Origin of the sequence: Sorangium sp. So ce296, assembly GCF_051529605.1 — a bacterium.
GTDB classification, from domain to species: domain Bacteria; phylum Myxococcota_A; class Polyangia; order Polyangiales; family Polyangiaceae; genus Sorangium; species Sorangium cellulosum_D.
Genome location: NZ_CP150325.1, coordinates 10346789 through 10364217, shown reverse-complemented (window position 1 = coordinate 10364217; position 17429 = coordinate 10346789). Strand labels below are relative to the sequence as shown.

Genomic DNA, 17429 nt, shown 5'->3' with positions numbered 1-17429 from the left:
ATGTCCAACCAGCAATCCGAGCCCGCCCCGGTCCCGCCCGAAATCAGGGCGGGACGGGCGAGCCGCGCCCTCGACGCGCTCGAGCGGGCGGGCAACAAGCTCCCGGATCCCGCCCTGCTCTTCGTCGTGCTCGCCGCCGTGGTCGTGGTCCTGTCCGCGGCGCTCGCGCCGCTCCAGTTCAGCGAGATCGACCCGAGGACGAAGCAGCCGCTCGTGATCCAGAGCCAGCTCTCGGGCAAGGCCGTCACCGAGTTCCTGGCGAGCATGGTCCCGACCTTCACGGGCTTCCATCCGCTCGGCGTCGTGCTCGTGGCCTTGCTCGGCGTCGGGATCGCCGAGCACTCGGGGTTCATCAACGCCGGCCTGAAGAAGCTCCTCGCGGTGACGCCGAGGGCGCTGCTCACGCCGATGCTGATCGTCGTGGCCATCGTCAGCCACACGGCGGCCGACGCGGGCTACGTGCTCGTCATCCCGCTCGGCGCGGTCATCTTCCACACCGCGGGCCGCCACCCGCTCGCGGGCATCTCCGCCGCGTTCGCGGGCGTCTCCGGGGGCTTCAGCGCCAACTTCGTCCCTTCCAGCCTCGACCCGCTGCTGCAAGGCCTGACCCAGGCCGGCGCCGGGATCCTCGATCCGAAGCGCACCGTCAACCCGCTCTGCAACTGGTTCTTCTGCAGCGCCTCATGCCTGCTGATCGTCGGGCTCGGCTGGTTCATCACCGACCGTGTGATCGAGCCGCGCATCGCCCGCACGCCGGTCGACGCCGCGCCGGAGCAGGAGCCTCGCGCGGCGGACCTCACGCCGCGCGAAGCGCGCGCGCTCTGGGCGGGGCTCGCGGCGATGGCGATCTGCATCGGCCTGCTCGTCGCCGCGAGCGCGCCCGCGTCGTCGCCCCTGCGCGCGCCGGGCGGTCAACTGACGATCAGCACGGCGCCGCTCATGAACGCGATCGTGCCGCTCATCTTCCTGTTCTTCTTGATCCCCGGGATCGTCTACGGCTACACGGCCGGCACGTTCACGAGCCACCGCGACGTGATCGGCGGGATGAGCAAGACGATGGGTACGATGGCCTATTACCTGGTGATGGCCTTCTTCGCCGCGCAGTTCATCTACCTGTTCAACAAGTCGAACCTCGGCGCGCTCGTGGCGCTCAAGGGCGCTGCGGCGCTGCAGGCCATGGCGCTCCCGAGCACCGTGACGATCGTGGGCATCATCGCCCTCACCGCGACGGTGAACCTCTTCATCGGCTCCGCGTCGGCGAAATGGGCGCTGCTCGCGCCGATCTTCGTGCCCATGCTCATGTCGCTCGGCATCTCGCCGGAGCTCACGCAGGCGGCTTACCGCGTCGGCGACTCGACCACCAACATCATCACGCCGCTCATGGTGTATTTCCCGCTGGTGGTGGTCTACTGCCAGAAGTACGTGAAAGGCACCGGGATTGGCACGCTCATGGCGCTGATGTTGCCGTACTCCATGACGTTCCTCGTCGCGTGGAGCCTGTTCCTCCTCGCCTACTGGCAGCTCGGGCTCCCCCTCGGGCTCGACGCGCCCTACGTCTACCCCTGAGCGCCTGCGCCCCCCGGGCCGCGCCGCCCTCTCCGCCGCGCGGGCGGCGGAGAGGGCGCAGCCCCGCGCACCCACCTCTGCGCCTTCGGTGCGCCTCGGCGCGGCCGAGATTTCGACGAACGCGCATCGATTGCGTGCCCGGCGCGACAGATGCGCACGCGATGCGGCCTCAGCCGCAAGAACGACGTGGGCTCGCGTATTTAGCCGACGGCGCGCGGCGTGCAAGCGCGGACGGTATGCAGGGCCGGACGGCAAAGCGAGGAGGGTGTTGGTATGAGCTCAATGCATCGCGGTGCGGCAACGAACGCTGTCGTGGTGTCCTCGACGCCCCTGATGACCGGCGGCGGGTCGGTCGTTCCTAACGCAACGGGGTGTACGCCCGCCGACAAGGACGCCGAGCCGCCACCCTCGGTCGCGCGCGCGCTGACCGCCGCGGCGGAGGCGCAGGGCGCTGAGCGCTCCGAGTCCTGGGAGCTGTGCGGCGCGCTGCTCGCCCTCGCCACCGGGTGGCTCGCCTGGTCGCTGCCCGCGCCGAACACGCGCGACGTCCTGCTCGTCGCGCTCTGCTTGACGCTCGTCACGCTCGAGTACCGCCGCGCCGGGGCGCGGTTCCGCAAGGCGATCGCCGCGGCCGCGGGGGCCCGCGGGCTGACGGCCGGCGAGGCGGCGCGCGAGGCGTGGCGGCGCGACGCGGCCTTCCGCACGGCCCGCGCGGAGGGGGAGGCCGCGACGGGCGCTGACGCAGAGCGCCGCTGAGCGGCCTCACCGGCCCGCTATCCGCACCGCGGGCGCCAGCCGCCCCCCACGTCGCGCTCGCGGAACTCGGCGCGCAATTCGCTGCGCGCGTCGGCCGCGAGCAGCTCGCACGGGTCGAAGTAATGCGACGTCCGGGCCTGCGCGGCGATGGGCGGCAGCGCGCCGGAGAACTCCGGGACCTCGGGGCAGCGATGGTGCCAGAGGGCATAGCGGTCCGGGACCTCGCCGAAGCACAGCACCTCCTTGACCCCGCCGTTGCAGTTCGTGCTCACGACGAGCACCGGACCCGGCAGCGGCGCGAAGCGATGGATCCGGAGGACCACGTCGTGGTGGAACTCGCCCTGCGTCCAGTGCGCCAGGAGCTCGAATTCGCCATGTCGATCCCGGACCTCCTGCAGCAGCGAACCGAGATCCATCGCATCGGCGAGGGCTTGAACACACGCGTTCCCCATGGCGCACGCTCCTTCACGGCAGGCGTTGCTTACGTTGTAGCACAGCGCCCGCCCGGCACGGGACGTCGGCCGCGCGACCGCCTCGCGAGGCGCGCGCAACGGCGGCGCGACACGATTTCACGGCGCTCAGGAGCGCGGATGGCCGCCGATCAGGCCTCGCCGCGGCCCCGGCGAGGATCGGACGCGCTGGGGCGCGGCTGTCGAACGCCGAACGCCGCTGGCGGACACGCCCTCGTTCCGTGAGATACTCGAGCGCGCATGATACCGGGGGAGCGCTTGGGGGCGCGCTACACGATCGAGCGGCAGGCCGGCAAGGGCGGCCTCGGGACCGTCTACCGCGCGCGCGACGTCGAGAGCGGCGCGCCGGTGGCGATCAAGGTGCTGCGGGAGCCGACCGAAGAGAAGCGCAGCCGGTTCGCCCGCGAGGCGCGCGCGCTCGCCGCCCTGTCGCACCCGAGCATCGTCCGGTACGTCGCCCACGGGACGACGCCGGACGGCGAGCTCTACCTCGCGATGGAGTGGCTCGAGGGGGAAGACCTCGGGGCGCGGATCTCCCGGGGCCGGCTGGAGCCGACCGCCGCGCTCAGGCTCCTTCTCCGGGTGGCTGACGGGCTCGCGTTCGCGCACGCGCAGGGCATCGTCCACCGCGACATCAAGCCCCAGAACATCTTCCTCCCGGGCGGCGAGATCGAGCGGGCGACGATCGTCGACTTCGGCCTCGCGCGCCTCGAGGACGCGACGTCGTCGCTGACGCGCACCGGGGCGACGGTGGGCACGCCGTCGTTCATGGCGCCCGAGCAGATCATCGGCGATTGCGAGGTCGACGCCCGCGCGGACATCTACTCGCTCGGGTGCGTCCTGTACGCCTGCCTGACCGGCCGGCCGCCCTTCGCCGCGCCGCACCCGCTCGCCCTGCTGGCCAGGGTGGTCTTCGAGGAGGCCCCGCGCCCGAGCGCGCTCGTGGCCGGGCTGCCGCGGGAGCTCGACGCCTTCGCGGCGCGGCTGCTCGCCAAGCGGCCGGGCGATCGCCCCGCCGCGCGGGCCGCCGTCGACGAGCTGCGCGCGCTCGCCGAGCTCGTCGCCGGGTCGTCCTCGACAGCGCCCGCCTCGGTCGCCGGCCTGACGCGCCGCGAGCGGCGCCTCGTCAGCGTCATCCTCGCGTCCGAGGCGCCCGGCGGCGGCCAGCTCCCCGCGAGCGCCGACTCCTGCGAGCTCACCGCCTCGCTCAGCGACTCCCCGCTGCTCAGCACGCTCTTCAACACGTCGCAGGCGCTCCGGCAGGTCGCCGCCCGGCACGGCGCGCAGCTCGAGCTGCTCGGGGACGGCTCCCTCGCGACCGTCCTCGCCGGCTCGGGCTCGCCGACGGATCTCGCCGTGAACGCCGCGCGCTGCGCCCTCGCCCTCCGCGACCTCCTGCCGCACGCGCGCGTCGCGCTCACGACCGGCTGGGACGAGCTCGAGAAGACGCAGCCGATGGGGCAGGTCATCGACCGCGCGAGCGCGCTGCTCGCGGCGAGCTCGGCCGGCGCGGCCCCCGTCCTCCTCGACCGGATGACCGCGGATCTCCTCGGCGAGCGCTTCGACGTGTCCCTCGACGGCGCGGGGCTCGCGCTCGTCGGCGAGCGCGAGCCTGCGGACGAGGCGCGCAAGCTGCTCGGGAAGCCGACGCGGTGCGTGGGGCGGGAGCGCGAGCTGCTCCTCCTCCAGGCGACCTTCGACGAGTGCGTGGCCGAGTCCGAGGCCCGCGCGGTGCTGGTCACGGCCGAGGCCGGGGTGGGCAAGTCGCGCCTGCGCCACGAGCTGATGCGGCGCCTCGCCGCCCGCGGCGAGCCGTTCGAGCTGTGGATCGCGCGCGGCGACCCGATGCGCGAGGGAGCGCCGTTCGGCGTGCTGGGCCAGGTGGTCCGGCGGGCGGCGCGGCTGCTCGACGGAGAGCCGCTCGACGCGCGGCGGCAGAAGCTCGCCGCGCGCGTGGCGGAGCACGTCCCCGAGCCGCTGCGGCGGCAGGTCGCCGAGTTCCTGGGCGAGATGGCGGGCACGCCCTTCCCGGAGGACGACAACGTGCTGCTCCGGGCGGCGCGGCAAAACGCCAAGCTCATGGGCGACCAGATGCAGGCGGCGTGGGTGGAGCTCGTGCGCGCCGAGTGCCGGGTACGGCCGCTCGTGCTCGTGCTGGAGGACCTGCACTGGGGCGACCGACCCACGGTCGAGTACGTCGACGCGGCGCTCCGGCTGCTCGAGGGCGAGCGGCTCATGGTCCTGGCGCTCGCGCGCCCCGAGGTGCGCGAGGCATTCCCGGATCTCTGGACCAAGCGGGCGCTGACGGATCTGCGGCTCACGGCGCTGTCGCGGAAGACGTGCGAGAAGCTCGTCAGCGAGGCGCTCGGGGGGCTCGACGCCGAGGACGTCGCCCGCATCGTCGACCGCTCGGGCGGCAACGCGTTCTTCCTCGAGGAGCTCGTGCGCGCCGCGGCGGACGGCCACGTCGGCGGCGTCCCGGAGACGGTGCTCGCGATGACGCAGTCGCGCCTGGAGGGGCTGGCGCCGGACGCGCGGCGGGCGCTGCGCGCGGGCAGCGTGTTCGGGGGCGCGTTCTGGCGCGGCGCGGCGCGCGCGCTGCTCGGCCCCGAGGCGGACGAGGCGCTCCTCGACGACTGCCTTTCGGAGCTCGCGCGCAGCGAGCTCATCTCCCGCCTGCACGAGTCGACGTTCCAGGGCGAGGTGGAGTACGCCTTCCGGCACGCGCTCGTGCGCGAGGCGGCCTACGAGATGCTGACCGACGAGGACCGGCGGCTCGGCCACCGCCTCGCGGGCGCGTGGCTCGCCCAGGCCGGCGAGACCGACGCGATGGTCCTGGCCACGCACTTCGAGCGCGGCGGCGATCTGGAGCGCGCGATCGGGTGCTACCGGCGGGCGGCCGAGCAGGCGCTCGGGGGGAACGACTACGCGGCGGCGCTCGAGCGCGCCGAGCGCGCGGTCGCGTGCGGCGCGGCCGGCGAGGCGCTCGGCGAGCTCGAGACGATCCGGGCGGAGGCGTGCCGCTTCCGGGGCGAGAGCGCGGCGGCCGAGCAGCACGCGACGGCGGCGATGCGGGCGCTGCCCGAGGGGAGCGCGTGGTGGAGCCGCGCGACGGGGGTGGCGCTCTGGACCTTCCAGATGGCGGGGCGCGCCGCGGCGGTCATCGCGCTCGCCAGGCAGCTGTGCGCGCGGTGGTCGGAGGAGACGGTGACCGGGCCCGTGCTCATCTCCATGGCGCAGGCGGCGCTGGCCCTGCACTACATGATGGGCCAGAGCGACGAGACCGAGGCGCTCTGCCGCCGGATCGACGCGACCTTCGAGCGCTTCCGGCACGACCCGACCGTGGCCGCGCCGGTCCTGCGGCTGCGCACGCACCTCGCGATCGTGGCCGGGGACGTCGGCACCGCGCGTGAGCTCGGGGAAGCGACGGTGAGCTGCTACGAGGCGGCGGGCGACATGCGCAACGCCTGCATCGCGCGCGGCAACGCCGGTCATTTCTGCAACGAGATCGGCGCGTACGCCGAGGCCGTGCACCTGCTCCGCGCCTCGCTGGCCGACACGGAGCGGCTCGGCATGCCGCACATGGCGGCCTTCGTGAAGGAGAACCTCGGCCGCACGCTCGTCCACCTCGGCGCTCTCGACGAGGGGCGCGCTCTGCTGGACGACTCGCTGCGCTCGTTCGTGGCGTCGGGCGACCGGCGCATGGAGGGCGGCACCTACGTCTACCTCGCGGAGGCATCCCGCCTGGCGGGCGATCTCGCCCGCGCCGAGGCGGAGGCGCGCCGCGGCTGCGAGCTGCTCGCCGAGTGTCCGCCGCTCATGCCGTGCGCCCTGGGCACGCTCGCGGGGGTGCTGCTCGCCGCGGGGCGCGCCGAAGGGGCGCGCGAGGCGGCGGACAAGGCCGCAGAGCTCGCCGCCCCCATCATCGCCTCGCAGGGCCACCTCGAGGAGGGCGAGTCGCAGATCTACCTGGTGCGCGCGGAGGCCCTCGCGGCGTGCGGCGCGCGCGTGGAGGCTCGCCGGGCGATCGCGATCGCCCGCGGCCGGCTGCTGGAGCGCGCGGCGAAGATCGCGAACGCGGCGTGGCGGGCGAGCTTCCTGGACAACGTGCCCGAGAACGCCCGCACGCTCCTGCTCGCCCGCGCGTGGCTGGACGAGCAGGACGGCGCGCCGCCCGGGTAGGCGCCGCGCTGCGCCCTACGCCGCGAACGCCGCCGGATCTCGCGCCCGGCGGCGGCGGCGGCGAGCGTGGCGCCGGAGCGCGTCCATGAGCGCGAAGAGGCGCTCGATCCTGTCCATCGCCGCCGACGATCGCAGGGCGCGCGGCCCGTGTCGAGCGACGGCGCGCCGCTCCGCCTCCGAGCGCGCGGCTGAAGGACCGCGACGCGCCCTGGCGACCGTACCCCGCAGCAAGGTTCGATGTCGTGCCGCGTCGCCCGGGCTCGTTCGTGGTTGGAGGAGAGAGGGAGCCGCAGAGGCACAGAGGACATAGAGGCGAGAAAGAGCCCCCCTCTCACGCCCTTTTATCTTTCCTTTTTGCGCCTTTGCGCCTTTGCGACCTTGCGTTGAACTCTCCCCCACGAGCTCGAAGTTTTCAGCCCAGCAAAACACATAAAGCGATCCAGCAAACCATGGATGCCCGCCGCGCGGCCTGCGACGCACCGGCGAGCCCGCAGGGAGTTGCCTACCATGCACCACAAATTCAGCGCCTCCGCCGATCTTCACAGCGCCATGGTCCCGTGAGCGCGAGCGCTCGACACGCGATGTCCTCACCGTGGACTCCCGCGCTTGCGTCCGAGAGACGCGCCGCGTATCGTCGTCAGTTCGAGAGCCCTCCGCGGCGGTGAAGGCGCGCGGGCCAGCCGAGATCACGCCGTGCAATCGCCCTGGCCCCTCCCGATCGTCGCCCTGACGCCGGCCTCCTGCGGGGCCGTGCTGTGGCGCATGCAGGGCGCAGAGCGGCTCACCGTCATCGTCAAAGCCACGTTCGCCCTCGTCCACGATCGGCACGCGGAGCTCGCCGCCCCGGCGCCGCTGGTCCGCTCCGACCAGCTGCGAGAGGGGCGCGGCAGCCTGGAGGAGGCGTGTGAGACAGCGCCCTACCTGCCGGGCGCCGGGGTCCTCGTGCGCGGACACGCGGCCGCGCCCGCGGGGACGACCGCGACGGCGCTCTCGGTGCGGGTCGCGCTCTTCCGCGACGATCGCTGGGTCCTCAACAAGGAGCTCCACGTCTACGGCGAATTCACGCCACATGCGCCGAGCCCGCGGCCCTTCAGCCTCGTGCCGCTCGTGTACGAGCGCGCCTACGGCGGCCCGCACCTCGACGCGAACCCCGTGGGCGTGCCCCCAGGGGCTGCGCTGCCGAGCATCTTCGATCCGGCCGACCCGACGCGGCCCGCGGGCTTCGGGCCCATCGCGGGGCACTGGGCGCCGAGGAGAGCGCTCCTCTCGCGCGGCGAGGCGCCCGATCCCCTGGCGCCGGACCTCGATGGCAGCTTCGACTTTCGCTACTTCCACGCCGCCCCTGCGGACCAGCAGATCGAGCGCCTCCGCGGCGACGAGTGGATCTTCCTCCAGGGGCTGCACCCGCACGCGCCGTGGATCCGGTCCAGGCTGCCGTCGGCGCGCGCGCTCGCGCGGCTGCATCGGACCGGGCCGGGAGGCGACGACCCGGGGCAGCCGGTCGAGCTCGTCGCCGACACGCTGACCATCGATGCGGATCGCCTGCTCTGCTCCTTGATCTGGCGGGGGAACGTCGCCCTCCTGCCGGGCGACCTGCCGGCCCGGATGCGGGTGGTCGCAGGCGTCGAGATGCCCGGGCGGCCCCTCGCCTGGCCTTCGGTCGCGGCGGATCGCGCCTCGTCGCGCCCGTGGCCCCCGGCGGCCGGGCCGGCGTGTCCGGCGCCGGCGCTCGCCGGGGACGGGAGGGGGGCCGAGCGGCGGACGGCGCCCGACGGCGAGGGCAGGCCCGCGGCCGGCGCGCGCGGCCCGGCGGCGGGCATCGATCTGCGGCTCGCGCCTGTCGCGATCGTGGATCCGGGGGGTGCGCTGGCCGAGCGGGGGGCGGAGCTGCCGGTGGGGCACTGGAGCGCCGTCACGCAGCAGGTGACGCAGCTGCATGCGCTGCCCCCGTTGCCCTTCTCGCAGCGGCAGGAGCCGCACTGGAGCGCCGTCACGCAGCAGGTGGCGCCGCTGCAGCCGCCGCCTCCCCTGCCCTTCGCGCCCGCGCCCGAGCCGCACTGGAGCGCCGTCACGCAGCAGGTGGCGCCGCTGCAGCCGCCGCCTCCCCTGCCCTTCGCGCCCGCGCCCGAGCCGCCGCCGCGCCCCGAGCCTGCCCCGGGCTCCGTGCCGTTCGCGATGCCCTTCGCCGCTTCGGGGGCCCACGCCGCGCCGCCGCCCCGGGTGCAGCCGCCGCTCGCCGGGCTCGACGAGACGCACCCCGTCATCGACCCGCCGCCTGCGCAGGCGCAGCCGGCGCCCGCGCCGGACGGCGAGGCGGGCGCCGTCGCCGAGACGCCGCCCTCGCAGACACAACCGCCGCCTGGCGAGGCGGGCGCCGTCGCCGAGACGCCGCCCTCGCAGGCACAACCGCCGCCTGGCGAGGCGGCCGCCGTCGCCGAACCGCCGCCCTCGCAGGCACAACCGCCGCCTGGCGAGGCGGCCGCCGTCGCCGAACCGCCGCCTTCGCAGGCGCAGCCGTGGCCCGCGCCGGTCCACGAAACCGGCCCCGCTGCGGACGAGACACGCTCTCCGGACGCCGCGGCGCCCGCGGCCGAGACGCCCGCGCCGGCCAGCGCCACCGCGCCGGTCGAAGCGGCTCCCGCCAACGTCGCGCCCCCTGACGCCCCCTCGGACGCCTCTCCCTCGGCCCCCTCGCCTTCGGACGCCTCCCCCGCCGAGCCGCCCGCGCCCGAGCCGCCCCCGCCCGAGCCAGAGGCGCGCGGCCTGCGCGCGGCGGTGCTCGCCCGCCTCAAGAGCGGCCAGCCGCTCTACGACCTCGAGCTCGCGGGCGCCGAGCTCGACGGCATCGACTGGAGCGGCGCCTCCCTCGAGCGCGTCAACCTCGCCGGCGCGACGCTCGCCCGGTGCAACCTCACCTCGGCCCGCCTCGCCAGGGCGAACCTGAGCGGCGCCGACCTCACCGACGCGCGCCTCACCGCCGCCGACCTCACCCGCGCCGATCTCTCCCGCGCCACCCTCGACCGCGCGCAGCTCTCCTCGGCGATCCTCAGGAGCGCAGACCTCACCTCGACGAGAGGCGCGCACGCGCGCTTCGACGGCGCGTCGCTGGACGGCGCCGACCTGCGGCAAGCGCGCCTCACCCATGCCGTCTTCGACGGGGCCAGCCTCGCCGACATCAACGCAACCAAGGCGGAGCTCTCCCGATCGAGCTTCGCGAACGCGAGCCTCGCCGGCGCCATCCTCCGCGCGGCGAAGCTCAAGGAGGCGAGCCTCCCCCGCGCCAACGTCGATGGCGCCGATCTGCGCGAAGCGGACCTCGCGGGCGCCAACCTCTATGGAGTCACGCTCGCAAACGCGAAGTCGAGCGGCGCGATCCTGCGGTCCATCGTCGAAATACCGCCGGAGGGAGACGATATTAACGTTTCTTCACAAGGTTGACTCGCGGACTCCTTTACGTCTAGCTCCATGGAACGCGATCCCTCGGGAACGAAGGCGGAGCATTCACCTCCTCGCACCCTGGAAGAGACACGACCATGAGCGACCTCATCACGTTCTCCTCGAGCATCCTGCAAGGCCCGACGCGCGTCGTCGGCTTTCGCGGCGTGGAGGCGATCTCGCGCCCCTATCGGTTCGAGATCTTCCTGTCGATCCCGAGCGAGGGCGAGGACGACACGGACTTCGCCGAGATGGTCGGGGCCAAGGCCCGGCTCGCGATCGACCGCCAGGACGACACGAATCCGCCCTACGTGTTCACCGGCGTGCTCGCCGGCGTCGACCTCGTGCACGAGTTCGGCGGCCGCGCGCTCCTGCGGGCGGTGCTCGTGCCGCGGCTCTGGGGGCTCACCCTGTCGAAGCACAGCCGCATCTTCACGAAGAAGACCGTGCCCGAGGTGATCAAGCTCGTCCTCGAGGAGAACGGCATCACGGGCAGCGACGTCGAGCTCAACCTCGGCAGCTACGAGACCGAGGAGCACATCTGCCAGTACCGCGAGAGCGACTTCGACTTCGTCTCGCGCTGGATGGAGCGGGAAGGCATCTTTTACTATTTCGAGCACACCGAGGACGGCGAGAAGCTCGTCCTCTGCGACGACAAGAGCTACCCCGCAGGGCCGCTCGGCGCGCCGGTCCGCTACCACCCGCAGACCGGCGAGGACCGCAGCGCCTCGGCCTCGTTCCGCACCTTCTCCTGCCAGCACGGGGCGCTGCCGTCGCGGGTGAAGCTCAAGGACTACGACTATGTCCGGCCGCACTTCCCCCTCGCGGGGGCGGCGCCGGTGTCCCAGTACGGCACCGGCGAGATCAGCCTCTACGGCGAGCGCTTCTTCAGCGCCGACGCCGGCAAGCGGCTGGCCCAGCTGCGCGCGGAGGAATACCTCGCTCGCGAGGCGGTCTATCAGGCCACCGGCTCGCGGCTCCACCTGCGCTCGGGGTACACGTTCGAGCTCGAGGACCACCCCCGCGCGCGGTTCAACACGAAGTACCTCGCGGTCGAGCTGCGCCACCACGGCAACCAGTCCGCGGGGCACAGCGACTTCGAGGAGCTCACCGGGCTCACGCACGAGGAGGTCTATTTCGTCGAGATCGCGGCCATCCCGGCGTCGACGCAGTTCCGGGCGGAGTCGCGGACGCCGTGGCCGCGCATCTACGGTTACGAGAACGGCACGGTCGACGGCTCCGCGGCGAGCGAGTACGCGCAGATCGACGACCACGGGCGCTACCTCGTCAAGTTCAAGTTCGACGAGGCGAGCCCGCGCGACGGCAGCGGCTCCACGTACGTGCGCATGATGCAGCCGCACGGCGGCGGCGTCGAAGGGTTCCACTTCCCGCTGCGCCGGGGGACCGAGGTCGTGCTGAGCTTCCTCGGCGGCGACCCGGATCGGCCGGTGATCTCCGGCGTGGTGCCCAACGTGCTCACGCCGAGCCCGGTCACGAGCGGCAACCACACGAAGAACGTCGTCCAGACCGGCGGCCGGAACCGCCTCGAGCTGGAGGACCAGGCCGGGGCGCAGCGCATCACGCTCTCGACGCCGTACTCGAACACGTACATGCGCATGGGGTCGCCCAACGACGGGCACGAGCTCATCGGCAAGACGGACGGCAACATCCTGCTCGACAGCGGGGTGAACATGGACTTCCTGGTCGGCGCCAGCTGGACCAGCATCGTGACGAGCAACATCACGACGACCGCCGCGTCAGGCAACATCACGACGACGGCGACCACGGGCGACATCACGACGACGGCCACCGCGGGCGACATCACGACGCAGGCCGTCGCCGGCACCCTCACCGACAAGGCCAAGGGGGACGCGACGTTCATCTCCGAGGCCGGCAGCGTCCACGTGAAGTCCCTGGCCGCCGACGTGAACGTCTTCGCCCAGGGCCACTACAACATCGAGGCGAAGGGCGACAAGAACGAGACCATCTCGGGCAACCACAACACGACGAGGTTCGGCAACTACAACCTCACCACGATCGGGAGCGTCCGCGCCATCGTCCTCGGGAGCGCCGCGTCGATCACCATGGGGAACGGGCGCGACGTCAAGATGGGCACGTTCGAGTCGCACACGCACGGATCGACGAAGGAGTACAAGCACAGCGACGCCGAGAGCGTCACCAACGGCAGCACGTACGACCACAAGATCGGCTCCTTCAAGACGATCACCGAGGGGGCGTCCACCGACGTCAAGCTGACGCAGGCCTACGAGTTCACCTTCGGAACCAAGCTGTCGCTGTCGCTCAGCGCCACCGCGGAGGTCGTCGCTGGGTTCAAGTCGTCGATGAACCTCGCAGGCACGCTGGACCTCAAGCTGGGGCCCACGGCGACCATCAAGAACGGTCCGGAGCTCGTCATCCAGAACGCCATCTTCAAGGCCGATACGGTCACCATCGAGAACGAGAACTTCAAGCTGAAGAACGTCGCGGCCGAGATCAAGAAGAGCGGCATCTTCATCGTCACCTGACGCTCGGGCGAGCTGCGCCGCGCTCGCCCGCCTCCCGCCGGCGCTCGCCCGCGCCGGGCCCTCGCCAGGCGCTCCGGGCACAACATCCACTTCGAGATCCATGCGCGTCATCAAGCCTCTTCGCCTCTCCGTCCTGCAGCGGGTGCTCACGATCCGGCGCAGCCATCATCTGAGCGTCGGGCTCCTGATGTTCTTTCCGCTCGACGCCCCGGAGGTGCCGCTGCCCGAGGCCTCGATGTGGCAGCGGGTGACGCCCGCGCTCGGCAAGGACGGTCTCCTCGACGAAGGCATGCCCAAGCCGCGCGGCGAGGTCCTCGTCTTCGGCAAGGCGTTCTCTCCCGGGGGGGAGCCCCGGCCGGCCTTCGCCGCGGGCCTGACGGTCGGCCCGGCCGACAAGCCGCTCGTCGACAAGACGATCGCCGTCGTCGGCAAGCGGCGGTGGCACCACGGCGCGCCGACCGAGCCGGAGCCGATCACCGAGATGCCGCTCGTCTGGGAGCATGCGTTCGGCGGCCCGGACTACCCGCTGAACCCGAAGGGAACGGGGCTCGGGGCGATCGAGGAAGAGGGGGCCAGGGTGCATTACCTGCCCCACCTCGAGGACCCGCGGCACCTCCTCAAGTCGCCCGGCGACAGGCCGCCGCCCGCGTGCTTCGGCGCGCTCGATCCCACGCTCGCCTCGCGGATCGCCAAGCTCGGCACGTACGGCGCCGAGTGGCTGCAGCACGATTTCCCCGGCTACGCCCGGGATCTCGACCCCGAGTACTTCCAGGTGGCCCCGGAGGACCAGCGGCTGCCGGACTACTTCCAGGGAGGAGAGCCGATCAGCCTCAAGCACCTCCACCCGACGCGGCCGCAGCTCTGGACCCGCGCGCCGACGCTCCGCGCCCGGTGCTTCGTGCGCCAGCGGGGCGCCGAGGACGCGGACGGCGAGGAGGGCCTCCGGGAGGTCGCGACGCGCCTGGAGACGGTGATCCTCTTCCCCGACCTGGAGCGCGGCGTCGCGATCTTCCGCGGGGTCGTCCAGGTGGCCGAGGACGACGCCGACGACGTGCGCCTGCTGATCGCCGGCCTGGAGCGGGCGGACGCGCCGAAGCCCGTCGAGCACTACCGCGCCGTGGTGGCGAGGCGGCTCGACAAGGACAAGGGGCACCTCCACGCCCTGAACGACAAGGAGCTGCTGCCCGAGGCCGAGCCCGACGCCCCGTCGTTCCCGGACGAGGCGATCAGCGACATGGACGAGCTCATCCGCCGCGAGCGGGCCCTGGAGCAGCGGTCGTTCACGCGGGCGCAGCGCGAGCTCGATCAGGCGCGCCTCACCCTGCGCATGCTCGGGATGAACCCGGACGAGAAGCTCCCGCGGGAGATCAAGCGCACGGAGGACCCGAAGCCCGACGAGCTGGCGGAGCTCGCCGCGCGGATGGATCTCGAGGCCGCGGAGCTCCAGAAGCAGGCCGACGCGCAGCGCAGGGACGCCGAGGACGAGGCGCGGAAGCTCTGCGCCGAGCAGGGGCTCGACTTCGACAAGGTGGTCGCGAAGAGCAAGCGCGAGGGGGGCGGCCCGTCGAGGTTCAGCGCCGACGAGGAGCTCGCCCGCCTGCGCGAGCTCGCCGAGGCGGGGCGCAAGGCGGGCGCGCCGATGGATGACCTCGAGGCGAAGCTCGCGGATCCGGAGTTCGCCGCGAGCCTCCGCAGGACCGAGGAGAGGGTCCTGGGCGCGTACCGCGCCTTCGCGCACCTGTACCCGCCGACCGAGCCCGCGGAGGAACCGAAGAAATCCGATCTGCGCGCCGAGGTGGAGCGGGCGCTCGCCGCCGGCGAGTCGCTCGCGCGGCGCGATCTGACGGGCGCCGACCTCCACGGGCTCGGCCTCGCCGGCGCCGATCTGCGCGAGGCGCTCCTCGAGGGCGCGGATCTGTCGGGGTGCGATCTCGGCGGGGCCGATCTGACGGGCGCGGTGCTCACGCGCGCGAGGCTCGAGGGCGCGCGGCTCGGGAAGGCGACGCTGCGCGGGGCGAACCTCGGCGAGGCGCGCGCCGCGCGCGCGAGCTTCGAGGGGGTCGACCTCCGCGGCGCGGTGCTCCACAAGGCGTGGCTCGAGGAGGCGCGGCTCTCGGGGGCCGACCTCGCCGGGGCCGATTTCCTCGAGGCCCGCGTGCGAGGCGCGGACTTCAGCGGCGCCGCCGCGGACGACGTCCTCTTCTTCCAGCTCGACCTCACGGGCGCGCGCTTCGCCGGCGCGAGCCTGCGCAAGGCGACGTTCTTCCAGTGCGCGGGGGCGGGCGCGGACTTCGGCGAGGCCGACCTCGAGGACGCGGCCCTCGTCGAGTTCAAGGGCGAGAAGGCCTCGTTCCGGAAGGCGAAGGCCACGGCGCTGCGCGTGGTCTCCGCCTCCGCGCTGCCCGGCGCGGACTTCTCCGGGGCCGAGCTCGCGCGGGCGAACCTCCGCGGGGTCGACCTGGAGGGCGCGATCTTCGAGGGCGCCTCGGCGGACGGCGCGGATTTCAGCGAGGCGAACCTCCGCAAGGCGCGCCTCGCGCAGATCTCGGGCAAGGGCGCGCGGTTCATGCGGTCGGACCTCGCCGAGGCGGATCTGACGGGCGCGAACCTCATGGACGCCATGCTGCAGAAGGCGAAGGTGCCCGGCGCCCGCTTCGAGAACACAAACCTGTTCCGCGCCAATCTGCTCGACGCGAAGGGCGATCCGCGGACCTCCTTCTCCGACGCGCACATCAAGCACGTCGTGTTCACGGGGCAGGGCAAGTGACCCGCGACGAGCTGCTCGCGAAGGTGGACGAGGGCGAGGTCATCGCCGGGGAGGACCTGTCCGGGCTCGACCTGTCCGGGCTCGACCTGTCGGGCGTCGTGTTCGAGAAGGCGACGTTCCGCGGCGCCCGGCTGAGGGGCGCGAAGATCAGCGAGTCCATGTTCAACGGGTGCGATCTCTCGGGCGCCGACCTGTCCGGCGCGCGGGCCCGCCACGCGGTGTGGAGCGGGTGCGCGCTGCTCCACGCGCGCCTCGACGAGGCCGACCTCGTCTCGGCGAGCTTCGCCGAGTGCGACGCGTCGCGGGCGAGCTTCGACCGCGCGAACCTCACGATCGGCAGCATGATCAAGGGGCGCGCCGACGAGGCGAGCTTCCGCGAGGCCGACCTGGACCGGTTCTCGCTCGTGGAGACCGAGGCCGCGCGCCTCGCGCTCGACGGGGCGAGGCTCAAGCAGGCCTGCCTGCTCAAGGCGGACCTGTCGACCGCGAGCCTGCGCGGCGCGACGATGCACCTCGCGGTGCTGGTCGGCGCCCGCCTCCGCGGGCAGGATCTGTCGGGCATGGACCTGACCCTGGCGCAGCTCACCGACGCCGACCTCGCCGGGTGCGACCTGCGCGGCGCCCGCCTCGTCCAGGCGGGCTTCAAGGGCGCGGACCTCACCGCGGCGAAGCTCGACGGCGCCGACGCCGAGCGCGGCCTCTTCTTCGGCGCGCGGCTCGCCGGGGTCTCCGCCGCCGGCCTCAAGGCGCGGCAGGCGATCTTCTCGGAGGCCGACCTCGAGGCGGCGAACCTCGCCGGCGCCGACCTCTACCAGGCCATCTTCCACCGGGCGGCCTGCCCGCTGGCGAGCTTCCGCGGCGCGGACCTGACCTACGCCGACCTCTCGCACGCGAGCATCGAGAAGGCGGATCTCTCGCACGCGAAGCTCTTCCGCGCGCGCTTCCACCAGGCCCGCGACGCGGGCGCGACCTTCACGAGCCGGTCCGCCGCGCTCGGAGACGACCCGGATCTGCTCGAAGCCGAGCGCTGGACGCCCTGAGGGGATGCCCCTCCCGACAGCAGGAGAACGAGACCATGCGAGACAATCTGGCGAGACAAAGGGTGGAGACCTTCGCGATCCAGGAGGTCGGTACGGTCATCGGCGCCGTGGACCGGTCGTTCCAGGTGCGCGTCGGGTCGGGCGACTACGCCGCGAAGCGGGCGGTGAGCTGCCTCGTCGAGCCGGCGCTCGGCGACCGGGTGCTCGTCGCGCTGCACGACGCCGGGTGCCACGTGCTCGCGGTGCTCGACCGCGAGGGCGACGCGCCGACGCGGCTCGTGGCCGAGGGGGATCTGGAGGTGAGCGCCCCGGGCGGGCGCGTCACGGTCGCCGCGGGCGAGGGCGTGCGCCTCGTCACGCCGGCCGAGGCGTCGGTGGCCGCGGGCAAGGTGCGCGTCGCCGCGAGCGAGGGGTCGCTCGCCGTCGGGGCGATGACGTACGTGGGCGAGCGGCTGGTCGCGCAGGTGGATCGCGTGAAGACGGTCGCGCGGTCGGTCGAGTCGATCGCGGAGCGCTGGGTGCAGCGGCTCGATCGGGCGTACCGGTTCATCGCCGAGTCGGAGCAGGTGCGGGCGCAGTACTACGAGGTCACGGCGAAGGCCGCGGTCAACATCAAGGCGCAGGCGACGCTCGTCTCGAGCGGCGAGCTGACCAAGATCGACGGTGGGCAGATCCACCTCGGCTGACA

Annotated in this window: 9 protein-coding genes; 8 read left to right on the top strand and 1 reads right to left on the bottom strand. The window is 73.2% G+C overall.

Annotated features, from left to right (window positions below):
* Together WME98_RS38585 and WME98_RS38580 are read left to right on the top strand one after the other, a co-directional pair.
* Positions 1 to 1566: an AbgT family transporter gene (locus WME98_RS38585; protein ID WP_437946728.1), complete on the top strand. Its 1566-nt coding sequence runs from the start codon at positions 1 to 3 to the stop codon at positions 1564 to 1566.
* A 315-nt stretch (positions 1567 to 1881) separates the two neighbouring features.
* Positions 1882 to 2322, top strand: coding sequence for a hypothetical protein (locus WME98_RS38580; RefSeq protein ID WP_437946727.1), 441 nt, complete (start codon positions 1882 to 1884; stop codon positions 2320 to 2322).
* Between the two features lie 17 nt (positions 2323 to 2339).
* On the opposite strand, the gene WME98_RS38575 is transcribed toward WME98_RS38580, so the two are convergent.
* The gene (locus tag WME98_RS38575) at positions 2340 to 2774 is read right to left on the bottom strand and encodes a hypothetical protein (protein WP_437946725.1); all 435 of its coding nucleotides are present in this window, start codon (positions 2772 to 2774) and stop codon (positions 2340 to 2342) included.
* 276 nt (positions 2775 to 3050) lie between these two features.
* Between WME98_RS38575 and WME98_RS38570 the strand changes: the two genes are divergently transcribed.
* The 6 genes from WME98_RS38570 (at position 3051) to WME98_RS38545 (ending at position 17427) form a co-directional block, all read left to right on the top strand.
* On the top strand, positions 3051 to 6974 hold the full coding sequence (locus tag WME98_RS38570) for a protein kinase domain-containing protein (RefSeq protein WP_437946723.1): 3924 nt from the start codon (positions 3051 to 3053) through the stop codon (positions 6972 to 6974).
* Positions 6975 to 7667: 693 nt separating this feature from the next.
* Entirely contained in the window at positions 7668 to 10412 is a 2745-nt protein-coding gene (locus tag WME98_RS38565; RefSeq protein ID WP_437946721.1) for a DUF2169 domain-containing protein, read from the top strand.
* A 95-nt stretch (positions 10413 to 10507) separates the two neighbouring features.
* On the top strand, positions 10508 to 12934 hold the full coding sequence (locus WME98_RS38560; protein WP_437946719.1) for a type VI secretion system Vgr family protein: 2427 nt from the start codon (positions 10508 to 10510) through the stop codon (positions 12932 to 12934).
* A gap of 100 nt (positions 12935 to 13034) precedes the next feature.
* On the top strand, positions 13035 to 15701 hold the full coding sequence (locus WME98_RS38555) for a DUF2169 domain-containing protein (RefSeq protein WP_437946717.1): 2667 nt from the start codon (positions 13035 to 13037) through the stop codon (positions 15699 to 15701).
* Positions 15698 to 16741, top strand: a complete 1044-nt coding sequence (locus WME98_RS38550; protein ID WP_437946715.1) for a pentapeptide repeat-containing protein — start codon at positions 15698 to 15700, stop codon at positions 16739 to 16741. The genes WME98_RS38555 and WME98_RS38550 overlap by 4 nt, the downstream gene beginning before the upstream one ends.
* A 35-nt stretch (positions 16742 to 16776) precedes the next feature.
* Positions 16777 to 17427: a DUF3540 domain-containing protein gene (locus tag WME98_RS38545; RefSeq protein WP_437337563.1), complete on the top strand. Its 651-nt coding sequence runs from the start codon at positions 16777 to 16779 to the stop codon at positions 17425 to 17427.
* The last annotated feature ends 2 nt before the right edge of the window (positions 17428 to 17429 follow it).

Coding starts and splice junctions, on each gene's coding strand:
- WME98_RS38555 (WP_437946717.1), top strand. CDS start 13,035: ATGCGCGTCATCAAGCCTCTTCGCCTCTCCGTCCTGCAGCGGGTGCTC.
- WME98_RS38560 (WP_437946719.1), top strand. CDS start 10,508: ATGAGCGACCTCATCACGTTCTCCTCGAGCATCCTGCAAGGCCCGACG.
- WME98_RS38545 (WP_437337563.1), top strand. CDS start 16,777: ATGCGAGACAATCTGGCGAGACAAAGGGTGGAGACCTTCGCGATCCAG.
- WME98_RS38575 (WP_437946725.1), bottom strand. CDS start 2,774: ATGGGGAACGCGTGTGTTCAAGCCCTCGCCGATGCGATGGATCTCGGT.
- WME98_RS38585 (WP_437946728.1), top strand. CDS start 1: ATGTCCAACCAGCAATCCGAGCCCGCCCCGGTCCCGCCCGAAATCAGG.